The 14,315-nt window shown below is 37.8% G+C and carries 16 protein-coding genes and 1 tRNA gene; 9 read left to right on the plus strand and 8 right to left on the minus strand.

What is annotated here, in order from left to right:
* A complete protein-coding gene (locus HX109_RS05465) occupies positions 1-714 on the plus strand; it encodes a gluconate 2-dehydrogenase subunit 3 family protein (protein ID WP_178950186.1) in 714 nt (237 codons plus the stop codon).
* Positions 715-747: 33 nt separating this feature from the next.
* Here the strand turns inward: HX109_RS05465 and HX109_RS05470 are convergent, their stop codons facing one another.
* On the minus strand, positions 748-1,212 hold the full coding sequence (locus tag HX109_RS05470; RefSeq protein WP_178950187.1) for a hypothetical protein: 465 nt from the start codon (positions 1,210-1,212) through the stop codon (positions 748-750).
* A 242-nt stretch (positions 1,213-1,454) separates the two neighbouring features.
* Here HX109_RS05470 and HX109_RS05475 point away from each other — a divergent pair, with 242 nt between their 5' ends.
* A complete protein-coding gene (locus tag HX109_RS05475) occupies positions 1,455-2,633 on the plus strand; it encodes an acyl-CoA dehydrogenase family protein (protein WP_178950188.1) in 1,179 nt (392 codons plus the stop codon).
* A gap of 197 nt (positions 2,634-2,830) precedes the next feature.
* The gene (locus tag HX109_RS05480) at positions 2,831-3,178 is read left to right on the plus strand and encodes a hypothetical protein (RefSeq protein WP_178950189.1); all 348 of its coding nucleotides are present in this window, start codon (positions 2,831-2,833) and stop codon (positions 3,176-3,178) included.
* Here HX109_RS05480 and HX109_RS05485 read toward each other — a convergent pair.
* On the minus strand, positions 3,168-3,935 hold the full coding sequence (locus tag HX109_RS05485; RefSeq protein WP_178950190.1) for an enoyl-CoA hydratase/isomerase family protein: 768 nt from the start codon (positions 3,933-3,935) through the stop codon (positions 3,168-3,170). The genes HX109_RS05480 and HX109_RS05485 overlap by 11 nt on opposite strands.
* A gap of 37 nt (positions 3,936-3,972) precedes the next feature.
* On the minus strand, positions 3,973-5,301 hold the full coding sequence (locus HX109_RS05490; RefSeq protein WP_178950191.1) for an MATE family efflux transporter: 1,329 nt from the start codon (positions 5,299-5,301) through the stop codon (positions 3,973-3,975).
* A 105-nt stretch (positions 5,302-5,406) separates the two neighbouring features.
* Here HX109_RS05490 and HX109_RS05495 point away from each other — a divergent pair, with 105 nt between their 5' ends.
* The 5 genes from HX109_RS05495 to HX109_RS05515 all read left to right on the plus strand — a co-directional run bounded on the left by HX109_RS05495 (position 5,407) and on the right by HX109_RS05515 (position 8,387).
* Positions 5,407-6,201 (plus strand): universal stress protein, encoded by a 795-nt coding sequence (locus HX109_RS05495; RefSeq protein WP_178950192.1) that lies wholly within the window; start codon positions 5,407-5,409, stop codon positions 6,199-6,201.
* 8 nt (positions 6,202-6,209) lie between these two features.
* Positions 6,210-6,283: transfer RNA gene (locus HX109_RS05500), tRNA-Ala, on the plus strand.
* A gap of 199 nt (positions 6,284-6,482) precedes the next feature.
* Positions 6,483-7,196, plus strand: a complete 714-nt coding sequence (locus HX109_RS05505; protein WP_178950193.1) for an SDR family oxidoreductase — start codon at positions 6,483-6,485, stop codon at positions 7,194-7,196.
* 400 nt (positions 7,197-7,596) lie between these two features.
* Positions 7,597-7,884 (plus strand): DUF1778 domain-containing protein, encoded by a 288-nt coding sequence (locus HX109_RS05510; protein ID WP_178950194.1) that lies wholly within the window; start codon positions 7,597-7,599, stop codon positions 7,882-7,884.
* On the plus strand, positions 7,884-8,387 hold the full coding sequence (locus HX109_RS05515) for a GNAT family N-acetyltransferase (RefSeq protein ID WP_178950195.1): 504 nt from the start codon (positions 7,884-7,886) through the stop codon (positions 8,385-8,387). Before HX109_RS05510 ends, HX109_RS05515 begins: the two co-directional genes overlap by 1 nt.
* Positions 8,388-8,431: 44 nt before the next feature.
* Here HX109_RS05515 and dusB read toward each other — a convergent pair whose 3' ends face one another.
* Positions 8,432-9,424 carry a tRNA dihydrouridine synthase DusB gene (dusB, locus tag HX109_RS05520; protein WP_178950196.1) on the minus strand — a complete coding sequence of 331 codons (993 nt, stop codon included), beginning with the start codon at positions 9,422-9,424 and terminating at the stop codon, positions 8,432-8,434.
* 327 nt (positions 9,425-9,751) lie between these two features.
* A complete protein-coding gene (locus tag HX109_RS05525; protein ID WP_178950197.1) occupies positions 9,752-10,951 on the minus strand; it encodes an NlpC/P60 family protein in 1,200 nt (399 codons plus the stop codon).
* Between the two features lie 183 nt (positions 10,952-11,134).
* On the opposite strand from HX109_RS05525, the gene lepA reads away from it, so the two are divergent.
* Positions 11,135-12,931: a translation elongation factor 4 gene (lepA, locus tag HX109_RS05530; protein ID WP_178950198.1), complete on the plus strand. Its 1,797-nt coding sequence runs from the start codon at positions 11,135-11,137 to the stop codon at positions 12,929-12,931.
* Between the two features lie 76 nt (positions 12,932-13,007).
* Here the strand turns inward: lepA and HX109_RS05535 are convergent, their stop codons facing one another.
* From HX109_RS05535 to HX109_RS05545, 3 genes are all read right to left on the minus strand, one after another.
* On the minus strand, positions 13,008-13,274 hold the full coding sequence (locus HX109_RS05535) for a hypothetical protein (protein WP_178950199.1): 267 nt from the start codon (positions 13,272-13,274) through the stop codon (positions 13,008-13,010).
* 138 nt (positions 13,275-13,412) lie between these two features.
* On the minus strand, positions 13,413-13,697 hold the full coding sequence (locus HX109_RS05540) for a hypothetical protein (protein WP_178950200.1): 285 nt from the start codon (positions 13,695-13,697) through the stop codon (positions 13,413-13,415).
* Positions 13,698-13,761: 64 nt separating this feature from the next.
* Positions 13,762-14,313: a hypothetical protein gene (locus HX109_RS05545; protein ID WP_178950201.1), complete on the minus strand. Its 552-nt coding sequence runs from the start codon at positions 14,311-14,313 to the stop codon at positions 13,762-13,764.
* Positions 14,314-14,315: the final 2 nt, after the last annotated feature.

The raw sequence follows: 14,315 nt of genomic DNA on the forward strand, positions 1-14,315 counted from the left end.
ATGGATAGAAGAAAAAGTTTAAAAGCAATGGTTGCTGGTACCGTAACTTCTGGATTTATGTTTTCTGCTTGTTTAACAGATTCCGAAGAAAAAACCATCACAAAAACCGATGCTCCTGCCAATAGCGATAACAATTACGATACTACCCGTACCAAAGACGAATTGGCTAGGGAAAAAGAATTAAGGGGGAAACAATATTTTAACGAACATGAGTTGGCAACACTTACCGTGCTTGCAGATATTATTATTCCGGCAGAAGGGGAATACAGTGCAGCCAGTACCGTTGGAGTTGTGGGGTTTCTAGAATACATTGTTTTAGATATGCCGCATCACCAAATCCCTTTGCGGGGCGGAATTATGTGGATAGATCATGAAAGCAACAAACGTTTTAATAAAAAATTCAAGGACGCCACTTTAAGCGAGCAAATTACCATTGTAGAAGACATTGCTTACCCAGACGATGTAAAACCCGAGCACCAAGCGGGAGAGAAATTCTTTACACGATTAAGGGATTTGGTGGCTACTGGTTACTTTACGAGCCAAGAGGGTATAAAATATTTAGGTTATGTAGGGAATACCCCAAATGTTTGGGACGGGGTTCCAAAAGATGTGCTGGCACAATACAACCTGGAATACGACCAACATACTTTAGATGCTTGTATAAAACCAGAAGAAAGAAATGAAATTGTTAATTGGGACAACTACGAAGTCTAGGGGTTATAAGTCGAGAAGTAAGGGATCATTTAATTAGAATTTTCTTTCAAACTTACGCTTGCTCAAATGCCGGTAAACATCACCAACATCTGTGCGCTGGTAATCGTTGATGGTAATTAAATGCTTCCCTTCAATGGAAAAGGCAAGCTTTACAACGCTTTCTTCGTCGAAGGTATTTCCGTAGTTTAAAGTAAGTTCCCCTTCTTTTATATGGTAAACGCCTTTCTTTTTAGATTCGTCGAAAGTATTTCTACCCTGTCCTCTTGTTTTTTCTAGCTGAACAAATGTATCGTCTTTTTTAAATCTAATTTGAAATCGATTGTTTATGTCGTATGAAAAATCATCTACATTTATAAGCTCCCCATTTTCATATAATTTTTCGGTGTAGGAAATAGCATCCCAATTGCCAACAAGGACAGAAGTTTCGTTTTCAGAATTTAAAAAGTTAATTCTAAATGAAGAAGAAATTTTAGATAATATTTGAGCAAGCTTATTCATTCCTTTTAAGTAATGGGGGATATGCAATCTTACTGAAAATATCGATGTTAAAAAAAATTATTTTTTTATCCAATGATTCAACCTGAATCTAAATCGGTCAAATTCCTGAAAATAAGGAGTCTTATTTTTAAATATACAACAATTAGTCTTTGCTTTGTTATATTTCTTTAATTACCTTTGAGTCAACTCCCTCAGGGCACTCCTTGGAGGTAACTCAATAAAATTTCGAAAAACAATTATAGATGAGAACAGATCTTTTTGAAGCACCCGATTATTTCCAACTGGACGATTTACTTACAGAAGAACATAAACTGGTGCGGGATGCGGCCCGTAGTTGGGTAAAAAAAGAGGTTTCTCCAATTATCGAAGATTATGCCCAAAAAGCAGAGTTTCCCAAGCAGATTATAAACGGACTTGCAGAAATAGGTGCATTCGGACCCTATATTCCTCAAGAATATGGCGGTGCAGGTTTAGACCAGATAAGTTATGGCCTTATTATGCAAGAAATTGAAAGAGGGGATAGCGGTGTGCGGTCTACCGCATCGGTTCAGTCTTCTTTAGTGATGTACCCCATTTGGAAATATGGAACGGAAGAACAACGTAAAAAATATTTACCCAAATTAGCCTCTGGTGAATTCATGGGATGCTTTGGCCTTACGGAACCGAACCACGGTTCTAATCCAGGGGGAATGGAAACAAAATACAAGGATGCCGGCGACCATTTTATACTCAATGGTGCCAAATTATGGATTTCCAATGCCCCTTTTGCAGATCTTGCCGTTGTTTGGGCGAAAAATGAAGAAGGGAGAATTCATGGCCTTATAGTAGAAAGGGGCATGGAAGGTTTCTCTACTCCAGAAACCCATAATAAATGGTCTTTAAGGGCATCTGCTACTGGAGAATTGATTTTTGACAATGTTAAAGTGCCGAAGGAAAACCTACTTCCGAACAAATCTGGTTTGGGAGCTCCATTAGGATGTCTCGATTCTGCCCGTTATGGTATTTCCTGGGGCGCGATAGGAGCCGCCATGGATTGCTATGATACAGCATTACGTTATGCCAAAGAGCGAACACAGTTTGGAAAGCCTATAGCTGCCACGCAACTTCAGCAGAAAAAATTGGCTGAAATGATTACGGAAATTACCAAAGCACAACTTCTTGCCTTTCGTTTGGGGCAACTAAAAAATGAGGGGAAAGCCACCACAGCGCAAATTTCTATGGCGAAGAGAAACAATGTTGACATGGCCTTAAATATTGCCCGCGAGGCCAGACAAGTTCTAGGGGCTATGGGCATCACTGGCGAATACAGTATTATGCGCCATATGATGAACCTAGAAAGTGTAATTACTTATGAAGGCACACACGACATTCACCTCCTCATTACCGGTGCCGATATTACCGGGGAACAAGCATTTAAATAAGAATTATTCCAAAGGTTTTTAGTCAATTTCACCCCCACTTACATCACAATTTAAGTGGGGCATTCATAGCTTCTTAAAATACCGTTAAAAAGGTACCGTTTTAATACATTTTTAAGAATTTCCTTATTAAATAAATTTGCCTTTTTTGTAACTTTGTTAGTAGAACGAGTATATATTAACAATTTAATTAATTAGTTATGAAAAAACGGCTTTTTATTGCGGTATTCTCATTTTTTGCTTTTGCTGTTCAAGCTCAAGATAAAGAAGTAAAAGTTGGGGATGTTTTGAAAATCAATAGTATTTCTGAGCAAACGTATAACCACATCGATTTTCCTCGAAAAAACATAATTATCAAGCGAGGCGGAGTGCCAAACTTCAAGTCGGTTTATAACAATGAGGTAGTTGTTACCGATGTGGCTACGAACAATGATGGTGAGCAAGTGGCAACTTTAAAAAGAACCGATGGACGTAAATTTTTTACTAGTTTCCCATCTGTTAAAGCAAATGTCACTAAAGCTATCGCCGCAGAAGAACTTACTTTTTAAATTTTTCTAACGCATTTTTAGTAAAATGGGATAACACTAAAGTTCCGGATATTTTAGCCCTTTTGGTTAAAATGGAATCCCAACTTTGTGTGTTATCCCATAATACTTTTTTCATGGCCGTCAATGCCTCTGGGTTGTATCCCGCCAATTTTTCACTCAATATTTCAACTTCCTTATCCACCTCAGCAATAGTTTCAAAAACTTTGGCATAGAGGCCTTTTTCTTTAGCCCAATATGCATTTTTCCATTCTGTAGCTGCAAGGGTTAACTCTGCTAAGGCTGCAACCCCTATTTTTCTCTCTACAGCCGGCGCAATTACAAAAGGTCCTATTCCTATACTTAATTCTGATAGTTTTATGGCAGCTGCCTCTGTGGCAACTGCATAATCGCAAGCAGCCACCAAACCTACGCCACCGCCCACTGTCTTTCCTTGCACCCTTCCAACAGTTAATTTCTTACAATTACGCATGGCATTGATAACATTGCCAAACCCGCTAAAAAAAGCTTCCCCTTCAGCTTCCGTGGTAATTGCCATAAGTTCATCAAAAGAGGCTCCCGCACAAAAAGCCTTTTCCCCTTCACTTTTTAAAACGATAAGGTGTACATCATCATCCGTAGAGAGCTTATTGAATTCATCTGCTAGTCTCTTCAGCAAAACAGAAGGAAAAGAATTACTTGCAGGATGACCGAACTCAATGGTTGCAATATTATTTTCGATTTTAGTGAATAAACTTCCGTTGGCTCTATCGGTTCCCATATATTGATTTTAGTGTAGAATCTCAAAATTACACAAACTACGCATCATTTACATATTTTCTTCGGAATTTAATGACCAAGGCAAGTGAGCGAACGAGCATCCAAACAAAAAAGGCAATCCAAATGGCGTAAAGTTTGAATCCGAAATAATCAAAGATCAATAAGGTCGGGGTAAACCCGAGAAAAGTAGCGGCCAACAGAACATTTCTAAGGTACTTTGCCTCTCCTAGCCCTTTAAAAATTCCATCGAACATAAAGGCCACGGCATTTACGGGCTGCATTAATAAAACCACCCAAAAAACAGAAGAAAATAAGGCCAAAACCGCTTGTTCTTTATTAAAAAGCAACCCTATTTGATCATAAAAAACACCACAAACCACAATTAAAATTAAAGCAATTACAATGGCATATTTGCATATATCGATACTTAAAAACCAGAGCCGCTTGTAATCTTTAGCACCCAGTAGCCTCCCCGAAATGGCATTGCCCGCATTGGCATACCCGTCGATAAAAAAGGAAAAGAACAGCCAGATGTTCATTAAAATACTTTGAGCGGCGATGTAGTTCTTGCCATAGTCTGTTGCGTAGGCATTTGCCAAATAAATGGCAAAGTTTAGCGCTGCTGTCCTTATAAAAAGATTGGCGCTCATAAGCAGCAACCGTTTCATCTGCGGATTTATTCGTGGACTGATTTTAAAATTGAAAGGCGTCTTTTTTACGTAAAAATATAATGCCATAACGAGCATTACAAACTGGGCTATAACACTGGCATAACCAGCTCCTTCCAGATGCATAGGCGGTATAACACCTTCTACCCCATAGACGAGTAGATAATCTAAAGCGATATTGACACAAGCTCCAGTTAAACTGCATTTCATCGCCCATAAGGTATTTTGCATCCCCCGAAACACTCCAAATATGGCAAAAGTTACCAAAGTAAGGGGGTACCCTATAGCTCTAATTTGATAGTAGAAGGCGGTGTATTGAAGGATGAGACCGTCTGCATTGTACAAACTAAAAATCTGCTCAGCCAAAAATGCAGTGCTAAAATAGATAACCAGACTAAATAAAAAATTAAACGCCAATGCTTGTGGAACCAAAGTTTTTACGGCGTGTAATCGGTTTCCACCAAAGTGTTGAGATACAATTGCAGAAATAGCAGTTTTTGTTTGGGCTACAATCCAAACTATAGCGGATAAAAAAGAGCCCACGATCCCGGCGGCGGCCAAAGCCTCCACGGGATTTTTATCTACATTCCCAATTACGGCTATGTCCGTTAAAGAAATTAAAGGTTCTGCAATACCCGCAATAATAGCTGGAACCGCTAGTTGATTTATTTCTTTGAAATTAATTTTAGCTTCTTTCATTCCCTAAATGACCCACTCTCAAAAATTAGCGTTTAAACAATTTTATGTAAATTTAGGTGCAAAAGTAAGAAAGCATTTTGTCAATCATTTTTTAACACACACCTTATGAAAAATATTCTTGTTCCAATAGGGACTTCTCCCAATACTATAAACACCCTTCAATATGCGATTGACTTCGCTGCATTTTTCAATAGTAAGGTCTATTTAATGCAAGCTTTTACTTTTTACAGTAAAACGGGTACAATTTCTAATTTAGAAGATCGTGTGGCAAAATCGACCACCGAACAATTGGAGGAAGTTTTAAGCAAGGTTGATATAAAGGGAGTGCCTGTTACCATTAAGGCCTACAATGGCGATGTAATAGATGGTATAAATGCGGTAGACAATCAATATGGAATAGACCTAATTGTCTTGGAACCCCGAAGTACAGATATTAGGGAAGAAGTATTTTTAGGAAAAACTTCGGGTAAAATTGTAAAGAAAACCGACATCCCTACCCTCGTTGTGCCCGAAGGAAATACTTTTAAGGATTACAACACCGGTTTGGTCGCTTTTAAATCTGGCGTCGTTAAAAACCCAAAAATTTTAGACCCATTAGTTGCCTTTAAGGAACAGTTTAAGTTGAATTTAAACTTACTTTTGGTAAAAACACCGAACTATGTGGCGGAAGATTTAGAAATAAATAGTGATCTAAAAAAGTTGGGAAATACAACCAAAACTACCGAAAACACTACCACTTTCGAGGGTGTCTTGGAACACTTCCAAGAAAACAATCCAGATATTTTAATAGTTTTTAGAAGAAAACGCGGATTTTTCACCAAGTTATGGGAAAAAAATATAATTTTGAAGCGCGAATTTCGCTGTTCCATTCCGCTGTTGATTTTAAGCGTTAAGAAATAGCAATTTTTGGGGCATTAGCTCAGCTGGCTAGAGCGCTACACTGGCAGTGTAGAGGTCATCGGTTCGACTCCGATATGCTCCACGAAAGGCAACACTGCGGTGTTGCCTTTTTTTATTTGAACAGCTATGTAATACCAATATCTTCTTTACATAAATGTCATTACAAAAAATTGGGGATTTCAAACCAGTAACAAAAAACCTTTCTGTTTTTAAGAAAACAATAACGCCATCTATTTTCATCTCCTCCTGGAAGCTTTTATCTTTAGTTAAAAATAAAATAAATGGACTTAAAAGGAAAAGTAGCCTATATAACTGGCGGAACAAAAGGAATAGGATATGGTGTGGCAGAAGAGCTTCTAAAAGCTGGAATGAAAGTAGCCATTAGTGGCCGAAAGCTTGAAGATGCGCAAAAAGCTGCCAAAAATTTAAGTAGTGACGACAGTTTGGTTTTAGGACTTTCTTCTGATGTTACCAATCTACAGGATGAAAAAAATGCAGTAAAAAGCATTTTGGATAAGTTTGGCAAATTGGATGTTGTGCTTGCCAATGCCGGAGTTGGTCATTTTGCTGCAATAGATGAATTGGAAGACGAGAAATGGCATCAAATGATTGACACCAATCTAAATGGAGTATACCACACTTTAAAAGCTTCTGTAGATGCTTTAAAAGACTCCAAGGGATATTACATGACACTCGCTAGTTTGGCTGGAACAAATTTTTTTCCAACAGCAGCGGGTTACAATGCAACCAAATTTGGAGTGGTTGGCTTTACTCAAGCAGTGATGCTAGATTTACGCAAATACGATATTAAAGTGTCTACCATTATGCCAGGTTCTGTGGCTTCTCATTTTAACGATCATAATCCCTCTGAAGAGGATGCTTGGAAAATTCAACCTGAAGATATCGGTAAAATAGTAATCGATCTTCTCAAAATGCACCCACGTACACTACCTAGTAAAATTGAGGTAAGACCCTCTAGACCAGATAAAAAATAGAACTTGTTTATAAAAAAACCTCCGAAATTGACTTTTCACTTTCGGAGGTTTTTTAATTATAACTGGTGTTTGCAATTCGGAGTGAATCGGAATTAATATTTTGAAACTTCTAAATAAAATATTTGAAGCTACACATTACAGCAAGTGGGTTATTAATCGTTGGATTATTAGTTTTTATAGGTTTTTAAAAATACTGTTGTCAGGCTGAGCTGTTGTGCTGAAAATTGCTTCAGTATGTCGAAGTCCATTATGGAACTTTGTGTTGCTCCCATTTATAAATATCTATTATCCATCGTCCAATTATACACTTATTGGGCAGAATACAAATAAGTACGTAAAATAAACGTACAAAGATTTTTTTGGTACGGAAATTGAGCGTACATTTGAAAAAACAAATCTCATGGCAACTAAAGATTTAAATACCAAGAACGCTAGATTTGACACCCGACTTTCTAAAGAGCAAAAGCTTTTGTTTGAAAGAGCAGCTCGATTAGGAGGCTACAGAAACCTTACTGACTTCGTTGTAGTTACTGTTCAAGAAAAAGCTAAAGAAATTATTTCAGAAAGAGAACGTGTAATCGCTTCTCAAAAAGACAGCGAAATATTCTTTGATGCCATTTCTAACCCAAAATCTCCTAATGAAGCATTAACAAAAGCTGCAAACGATTTTAAAGCGCTTTTTAGTTAATGAGTCAACTATCGGAACCTCTAAATTCAGCACATAAAAAATCTGACTTTTCCTGTGGAAAAGAAATGTTAGATAACTATTTACATAAGCAAGCCAATCAAGATATCAAAAGAAAACTTTCCGCTTGTTTTGTGATCAAAGAAGAGCAAACTGAATTAATAAAAGGCTACTACACCTTATCTAATAACAGTATTACATCAGAGGATATTCCAGACCAAATAAGAAAAAAATTGCCTAACTCCTATAAAACAATTCCAACCACATTACTCGGAAGACTAGCAATTGATACTAATTTTCAGGGACAAGGATTGGGGAAATTAATTCTGATTGATGCTTTAAAAAGAAGTTTTGAACTATCAAAAACTATAGGTTCATTTGCTGTAATTGTTGACCCAATTGATATAGATGCAGAACGTTTTTACGACAAATATGGGTTTTTAAAATTCCCAGATAGTGGAAAAATGTTCCTGCCAATGAAAACAATCGGACAGTTATTCCAATAAAAATATTGTGCCCGACATTGTATAAAATAATTGCGGTTTTATCCCTAAGCAAATTGAAAGTCTGAAAACTTTTCTTCTACCTCATCAAAAGCAGCAAACACATCGGCAGCATCATCACTGGTAACCATTTTCATTCGATATTCTTTAAAGTGGGGAATTCCTTTGAAATAATTGGTGTAATGTCTTCTTGTTTCGAAAACTCCTAATTTTTCACCTTTCCAGTCGATTGCCATTTGCAAATGGCGACGCGCAGCCTTTACCCGCTCTTCGATGGTTGGAGGCGCTAAATGTTCCCCAGTTTTAAAAAAGTGTTTTACCTCTTTAAAAAACCAAGGATAGCCAATACTTGCCCTGCCAATCATAGCTCCATCGAGCCCAAACTCATCGCGCATTTTCATAGCCATTTCTGGAGTGTCCACGTCTCCATTCCCAAATACGGGAATATGCATACGTTGGTTGTTTTTAACTTGAGCAATGGGTTCCCAATTGGCACTTCCTTTATACATCTGCACTCTAGTACGGCCGTGGATGGAAATAGCCTTTATCCCTACATCTTGAAGCCTTTCGGCTACTTCCACTATTTTAATGGTTTCTGCGTCCCAACCCAAACGGGTTTTTACCGTTACTGGAAGATTGGTTCGCTTCACCATTTCTTCCGTAAGCTTCACCATCAATGGGATATCTTTTAAGATCCCGGCACCCGCGTTTTTGCTTACCACTTTTTTAACAGGGCAACCAAAATTGATGTCTATAATATCTGGGTTTGATTTTTCAACGATATCTATGGCTTGAAGCATGGAATCCAGTTCGGCACCAAAAATTTGTATGCCCACGGGACGTTCTTTTTCGTAAATATCCAATTTCTGAACACTTTTGGCTGCATCACGAATAAGTCCTTCCGAAGAAATAAACTCGGTATACACCACATCTGCACCTTGTTCTTTACATAGCGCCCGGAACGGAGGATCACTCACATCTTCCATAGGTGCCAATAACAAAGGAAATTCTCCTACATCTATCGATCCAATTTTTGCCACAATTTTATTTGTTTATGCGTTCGTATTCAGGTGCAAAGATAAGTATTTAAGGTGAGTTCGAAATAATCAAACATAGAATATGCTTGATTATAGACGTTTAGAATGGCTTTAAAGCTTTTTCATTTTTGTTTTGACACAAAAACGAAACAAAAAAGTCAAGACTGATTTAAAAAGTATAAAAAAATCTACGGAAACCTCCTCCACAGATAAAAAGAACTCGCTTCGCTCAAACAGCTTTTTATCTTTAGCTCAACACTGCTTCCTTGATTTTCAATACTTTTTAAATAGGTCGATTTTCTTCCCAGTGTCGCATCACAAGTTTTGATACTAAAAAATATCTTTTTTATCCAGGTAAATAAGTCCTTCACTATTCTCATTTAAAATGCGTTTGGTACGCAAATAGCGGTTTAGGTTATACTCATCGAAATTCTCAGCATTCTTGTCAACACTGCTTATATGAACACGCCCAGCAGAATGTATAAATTCGTTGTTGCCAATCCACATCCCTACATGAATAACACGTTCTTTGGAGGTTTCAGTAGCTTTTTTTCCGAAGAAAAGAAGGTCTCCCGGTTGCAACTTGCTAAAATCCTTACTGTCATCTACCAAAATCCCTTCATGGATTTGTTGAGAAGCATCCCGCGGAATAACCATTCCATTCAAGAAATAAATAGTTTTGGTAAAACCACTGCAATCCACTCCTTTTGGTGAAGTTCCTCCCCACAAATACGGCAGTCCCATCAAGGTTTTGGAGGTAGCCACTAGACCTTCTTTTGTATGCGGCAACGCTTCCATCCATTCTTGGTAAGGAGTCGCTTCTTCTTGACTAACAAAAGCAGTTCTTCCGTCGGGATAAGTGACTTTGTAAAAACCATTTTCCTCATCTTCCAGACGCAAAATATTACCCGCTACGATATCTGAAATTACTTGTGAATCTTGATTCGCCTCCGCATAAGAGCTTCCAGAAGTTTTGGTATAAATTATTTTTTCTGAAGCTTTCCAAGCAGCAAAGGTTTCTTTATCCATAGGCTCCACTCCTCCATAATCGACCCAGGCAATGTATTTATCGGGGGTTTGAATTAAATACCAACTCCCCTCTTTTTTATAATTATTTACGGGCATGCCAAGCGTTCCTTGCGTTACCAATTCTGCCGAATGTTTTGGGGCTCCCCTTAAATTGGCGGCAGAAATTTTAATGATCCCTTTTGTCTTTCCTTCTAAATCTGCTGAAGGCAAAAGCTCAATACTATCGATAAAATTTATGTTTTCTGCCTTTAGTTTTTCTTCCAAACTTTCTACCGCATCCGGTAAATTAGAATTTCCTTTTAGCACATATCCTTCATTTGTTGATACCGCTTCCACATCGAAAAGGGCCACACGCTTATCTGGGGCATATTCTTCTTTAACAGCAGATAATATGGGATCTATTTTATTGTCTTTAGTTTTTTCTTCGGAAGTATTTTTGCAAGAAGCAATGGCCAGTACCATAGCCAAGCTCCAAAAAGTCTGTTTTAGAGTAAACTTCATATTCACATTTTTAATTTATCTCAAGTGAAACACAAAGTAACTAAGTTTTTTCATAAAAATTCCCCTACGCAATAAGTTTTAGCGGTTGACAGGCCATATCTTTCTAATATTCTGCAATATCTTATTTAGGCGTGTTAAAATAGTTTATATTTGCTGATTGAAAATTTGCATTGATAAACGGCTATGAAGCACATTAGAAATTTTTGTATAATCGCTCATATTGACCACGGAAAAAGTACGTTGGCAGATAGATTATTGGATTTTACCGGATCGGTTACAGAGCGAGAAAAAAAAGAACAATTACTGGATAGTATGGATCTAGAGCGTGAGCGTGGTATTACCATTAAAAGTCACGCAATCCAGATGGATTATACTTACAAAGGCGAACAATATATTTTAAACCTTATTGATACTCCCGGGCACGTAGATTTCTCTTACGAAGTTTCCCGTTCCATTGCTGCTTGTGAAGGAGCTTTACTTGTAGTGGATGCCGCACAAAGCATTCAGGCACAAACCATTTCTAATTTGTATTTGGCTTTGGAAAACGATCTGGAAATCATTCCCGTGCTTAACAAAATAGATTTGCCAAGTGCCAATCCAGAAGAGGTAACCGACGATATCGTAGATTTACTTGGTTGCGAACCAGAAGATATTATCCCTGCGAGTGCTAAGACCGGATTGGGAATTGAAGAAATTTTATCTGCTATTATTGAAAGAGTTCCTGCTCCAAAAGGGAATCCAGACGAGTCTTTGCAAGCGTTGATTTTTGATTCGGTTTACAATCCGTTTCGAGGAGTTGAGACTTATTTTAGGGTTATTAATGGTGAGATTAGCAAAGGACAAAAGATTAAATTTTTAGCGACCGGAAAAACGTATGATGCTGATGAAGTTGGAACGCTAAAGTTGATCCAACATCCTAAAAAAGTGGTAAGGACTGGTGATGTAGGTTATTTAATAACTGGTATTAAAGACGCCCGTGAGGTAAAAGTTGGAGATACTATTACAGATGCTGCCAACCCGACTAAAAATATGATTGAAGGGTTCGAAAACGTAAAACCGATGGTATTTGCTGGGATTTATCCAGTAGATACTGAAGATTATGAGGAATTACGAGGAGCCATGGAAAAATTACAATTAAACGATGCCTCCTTGGTTTTTGCCCCAGAAAGTTCTGCGGCGCTTGGTTTTGGTTTCCGTTGTGGATTCCTTGGGATGTTGCACTTGGAGATTATTCAAGAGCGTTTGGAGCGTGAGTTTGATATGACGGTAATTACTACCGTGCCCAACGTAAGTTACCACGCTTACACTAAGAAAAACCCGGATGAGCAAATAATCGTTAACAACCCATCGGATCTACCAGACCCATCTAGTATGGACCGTGTGGAAGAACCTTTTATAAAAGCTTCTATTATTACCAAGGCCGACTTCGTAGGTCCCGTTATGTCTCTGTGTATTGAAAAAAGAGGGGTTATTACCAATCAAACCTATCTAACGCCAGAGCGTGTGGAACTTTCTTTTGACATGCCTCTTGCAGAAATTGTATTTGATTTCTACGATCGTCTTAAAACTGTATCCAAAGGATATGCATCTTTTGACTATTCGCCGATTGGTATGCGCGCTTCAAAATTGGTAAAAGTGGATGTACTTATAAACGGAAACTCCGTAGACGCCCTTTCAGCATTAATCCATGCCGACAATGCTTATAACATTGGTAAAAAAATGGTGGAAAAACTACGGGAACTTATTCCTAGACAGCAATTCGATATTCCTATACAGGCTGCTATTGGTGCCAAGATTATTTCACGTGAAACTGTTAAAGCGCTCCGTAAGGATGTAACTGCCAAATGTTATGGTGGAGATATATCCCGTAAACGTAAGTTGCTTGAAAAACAGAAAAAAGGTAAAAAACGTATGCGCCAAGTAGGAAATGTAGAGATTCCTCAGCAGGCATTTATGGCTGTTCTAAAGTTGAATGACTAATAAATAACATTCTAAATATTCTAACAAAGCCCCTCTTGAGTTTTCAAACGGGGCTTTACTTTTTTATTGGGTTACACTATAAGCTGGGAATTCCGCCGCCACAGAAGGAGCTAAAAGCTTCTTCAAAATCTTCCCCATCTTCCAACTCAAAGTCTTCCGAACCACCAGGATACGTAAGCGTATAGGTTCCATCCCCGTTATCACAAAGCTGGGATTTTTCTCCAGACACCACAAGGGCATCGCATTCTTTGCAGTCTCTAGAATCTCCGCCGTCATCGTCTCCAGAACAAGAAAATAGGCCAAGCAGTGCTATAGCCAATAAGGTGTAAATACATTTTTTCATGGTAGATTGTTTTTAAGTTATTTAATCAACAATAACCTAAAAATTAATGCACAACACCAATTTTTGTTGTGAATATTCTAAATATAAAGGTGAAATGTAGAAATAAGTCTTTTTTTAATGGATTCTCCCAAATTGAAGTTAGTCAAGGGCGATACCCATATCTATTCGATCAAACTCTACCTCTATTTCCCCATTGCCGACATCATCTGAGATAAGTTCGAAATCCAGGCCGTTGGCTTCAATAATTCTAATTTGGTCACCAGAGGCCACAGAAATAGTGCCGTTGCCCTCATCACAGATTCTAAGTTCCAAGTTACGCACTTCGCAAACCCTGCAGACATCTCCATTGTCATCATCATTAGAACATCCATTCAAAGTAATTACAAAGAGCACAAGCAAGAAATAAAAGAAAAGCTTTTTCATAATGGCAGATTTAGCAATTACAATAAAAGTAATGAATTTAAACCTTACTAACTTTAACTATTTATTAAGCTTTCTGAATCTCGTAATTTCCTTTGGCGTCTATAATTAAATGGTAATCCAAGAATTTTTCTGCGGAAGGATTGTAAAAAGTAACTGAGAAAGCCAGGGCATTTCCGAAGGAAGACTCTTCGTCAATGCTAAATGATTGCATAAAAGAAGCATTCCAAAAGTCATCATCATTATTTCGAAACATGGCTTTATCTATTCTCTTTTCCAAAATCAATTCATCTTGAAAAGAAATACGCACTTCTGATTGAAACTCGCGGTATTCTGTTTTGTTGTAGTGCCCAACGCGGTCGTTTTCTATTTTGTAAACACTATCTGTAGTGGTAACAAACTTTGTAAAGACCTTAAAGCCGTTTGAAAGGGTCGAATCGATTTCCACTTTAGCATAGCCTTCGGGAATTGTTTTGCTACTGTAGTCGTAAGTAGCTAAAGCAGGTTGCTTTTCAAAAAATTGATTCCCTTTGTTGCGAAGTCTTGTTTGGTCGCAACTGGAAACAGCCAAAACTAACACAAAGAACATTATTAATTTTACAAAAGGATTCTTAAGCATGG

Origin of the sequence: Galbibacter sp. BG1, from assembly GCF_013391805.1 — a bacterium.
Taxonomy (GTDB): Bacteria; Bacteroidota; Bacteroidia; order Flavobacteriales; family Flavobacteriaceae; genus Galbibacter.

Coding starts and splice junctions, on each gene's coding strand:
- HX109_RS05465 (WP_178950186.1), top strand. CDS start 1: ATGGATAGAAGAAAAAGTTTAAAAGCAATGGTTGCTGGTACCGTAACT.
- HX109_RS05470 (WP_178950187.1), bottom strand. CDS start 1,212: ATGAATAAGCTTGCTCAAATATTATCTAAAATTTCTTCTTCATTTAGA.
- HX109_RS05475 (WP_178950188.1), top strand. CDS start 1,455: ATGAGAACAGATCTTTTTGAAGCACCCGATTATTTCCAACTGGACGAT.
- HX109_RS05480 (WP_178950189.1), top strand. CDS start 2,831: ATGAAAAAACGGCTTTTTATTGCGGTATTCTCATTTTTTGCTTTTGCT.
- HX109_RS05485 (WP_178950190.1), bottom strand. CDS start 3,935: ATGGGAACCGATAGAGCCAACGGAAGTTTATTCACTAAAATCGAAAAT.
- HX109_RS05490 (WP_178950191.1), bottom strand. CDS start 5,301: ATGAAAGAAGCTAAAATTAATTTCAAAGAAATAAATCAACTAGCGGTT.
- HX109_RS05495 (WP_178950192.1), top strand. CDS start 5,407: ATGAAAAATATTCTTGTTCCAATAGGGACTTCTCCCAATACTATAAAC.
- HX109_RS05505 (WP_178950193.1), top strand. CDS start 6,483: ATGGACTTAAAAGGAAAAGTAGCCTATATAACTGGCGGAACAAAAGGA.
- HX109_RS05510 (WP_178950194.1), top strand. CDS start 7,597: ATGGCAACTAAAGATTTAAATACCAAGAACGCTAGATTTGACACCCGA.
- HX109_RS05515 (WP_178950195.1), top strand. CDS start 7,884: ATGAGTCAACTATCGGAACCTCTAAATTCAGCACATAAAAAATCTGAC.
- HX109_RS05525 (WP_178950197.1), bottom strand. CDS start 10,951: ATGAAGTTTACTCTAAAACAGACTTTTTGGAGCTTGGCTATGGTACTG.
- lepA (WP_178950198.1), top strand. CDS start 11,135: ATGAAGCACATTAGAAATTTTTGTATAATCGCTCATATTGACCACGGA.
- HX109_RS05535 (WP_178950199.1), bottom strand. CDS start 13,274: ATGAAAAAATGTATTTACACCTTATTGGCTATAGCACTGCTTGGCCTA.
- HX109_RS05540 (WP_178950200.1), bottom strand. CDS start 13,697: ATGAAAAAGCTTTTCTTTTATTTCTTGCTTGTGCTCTTTGTAATTACT.
- HX109_RS05545 (WP_178950201.1), bottom strand. CDS start 14,313: ATGCTTAAGAATCCTTTTGTAAAATTAATAATGTTCTTTGTGTTAGTT.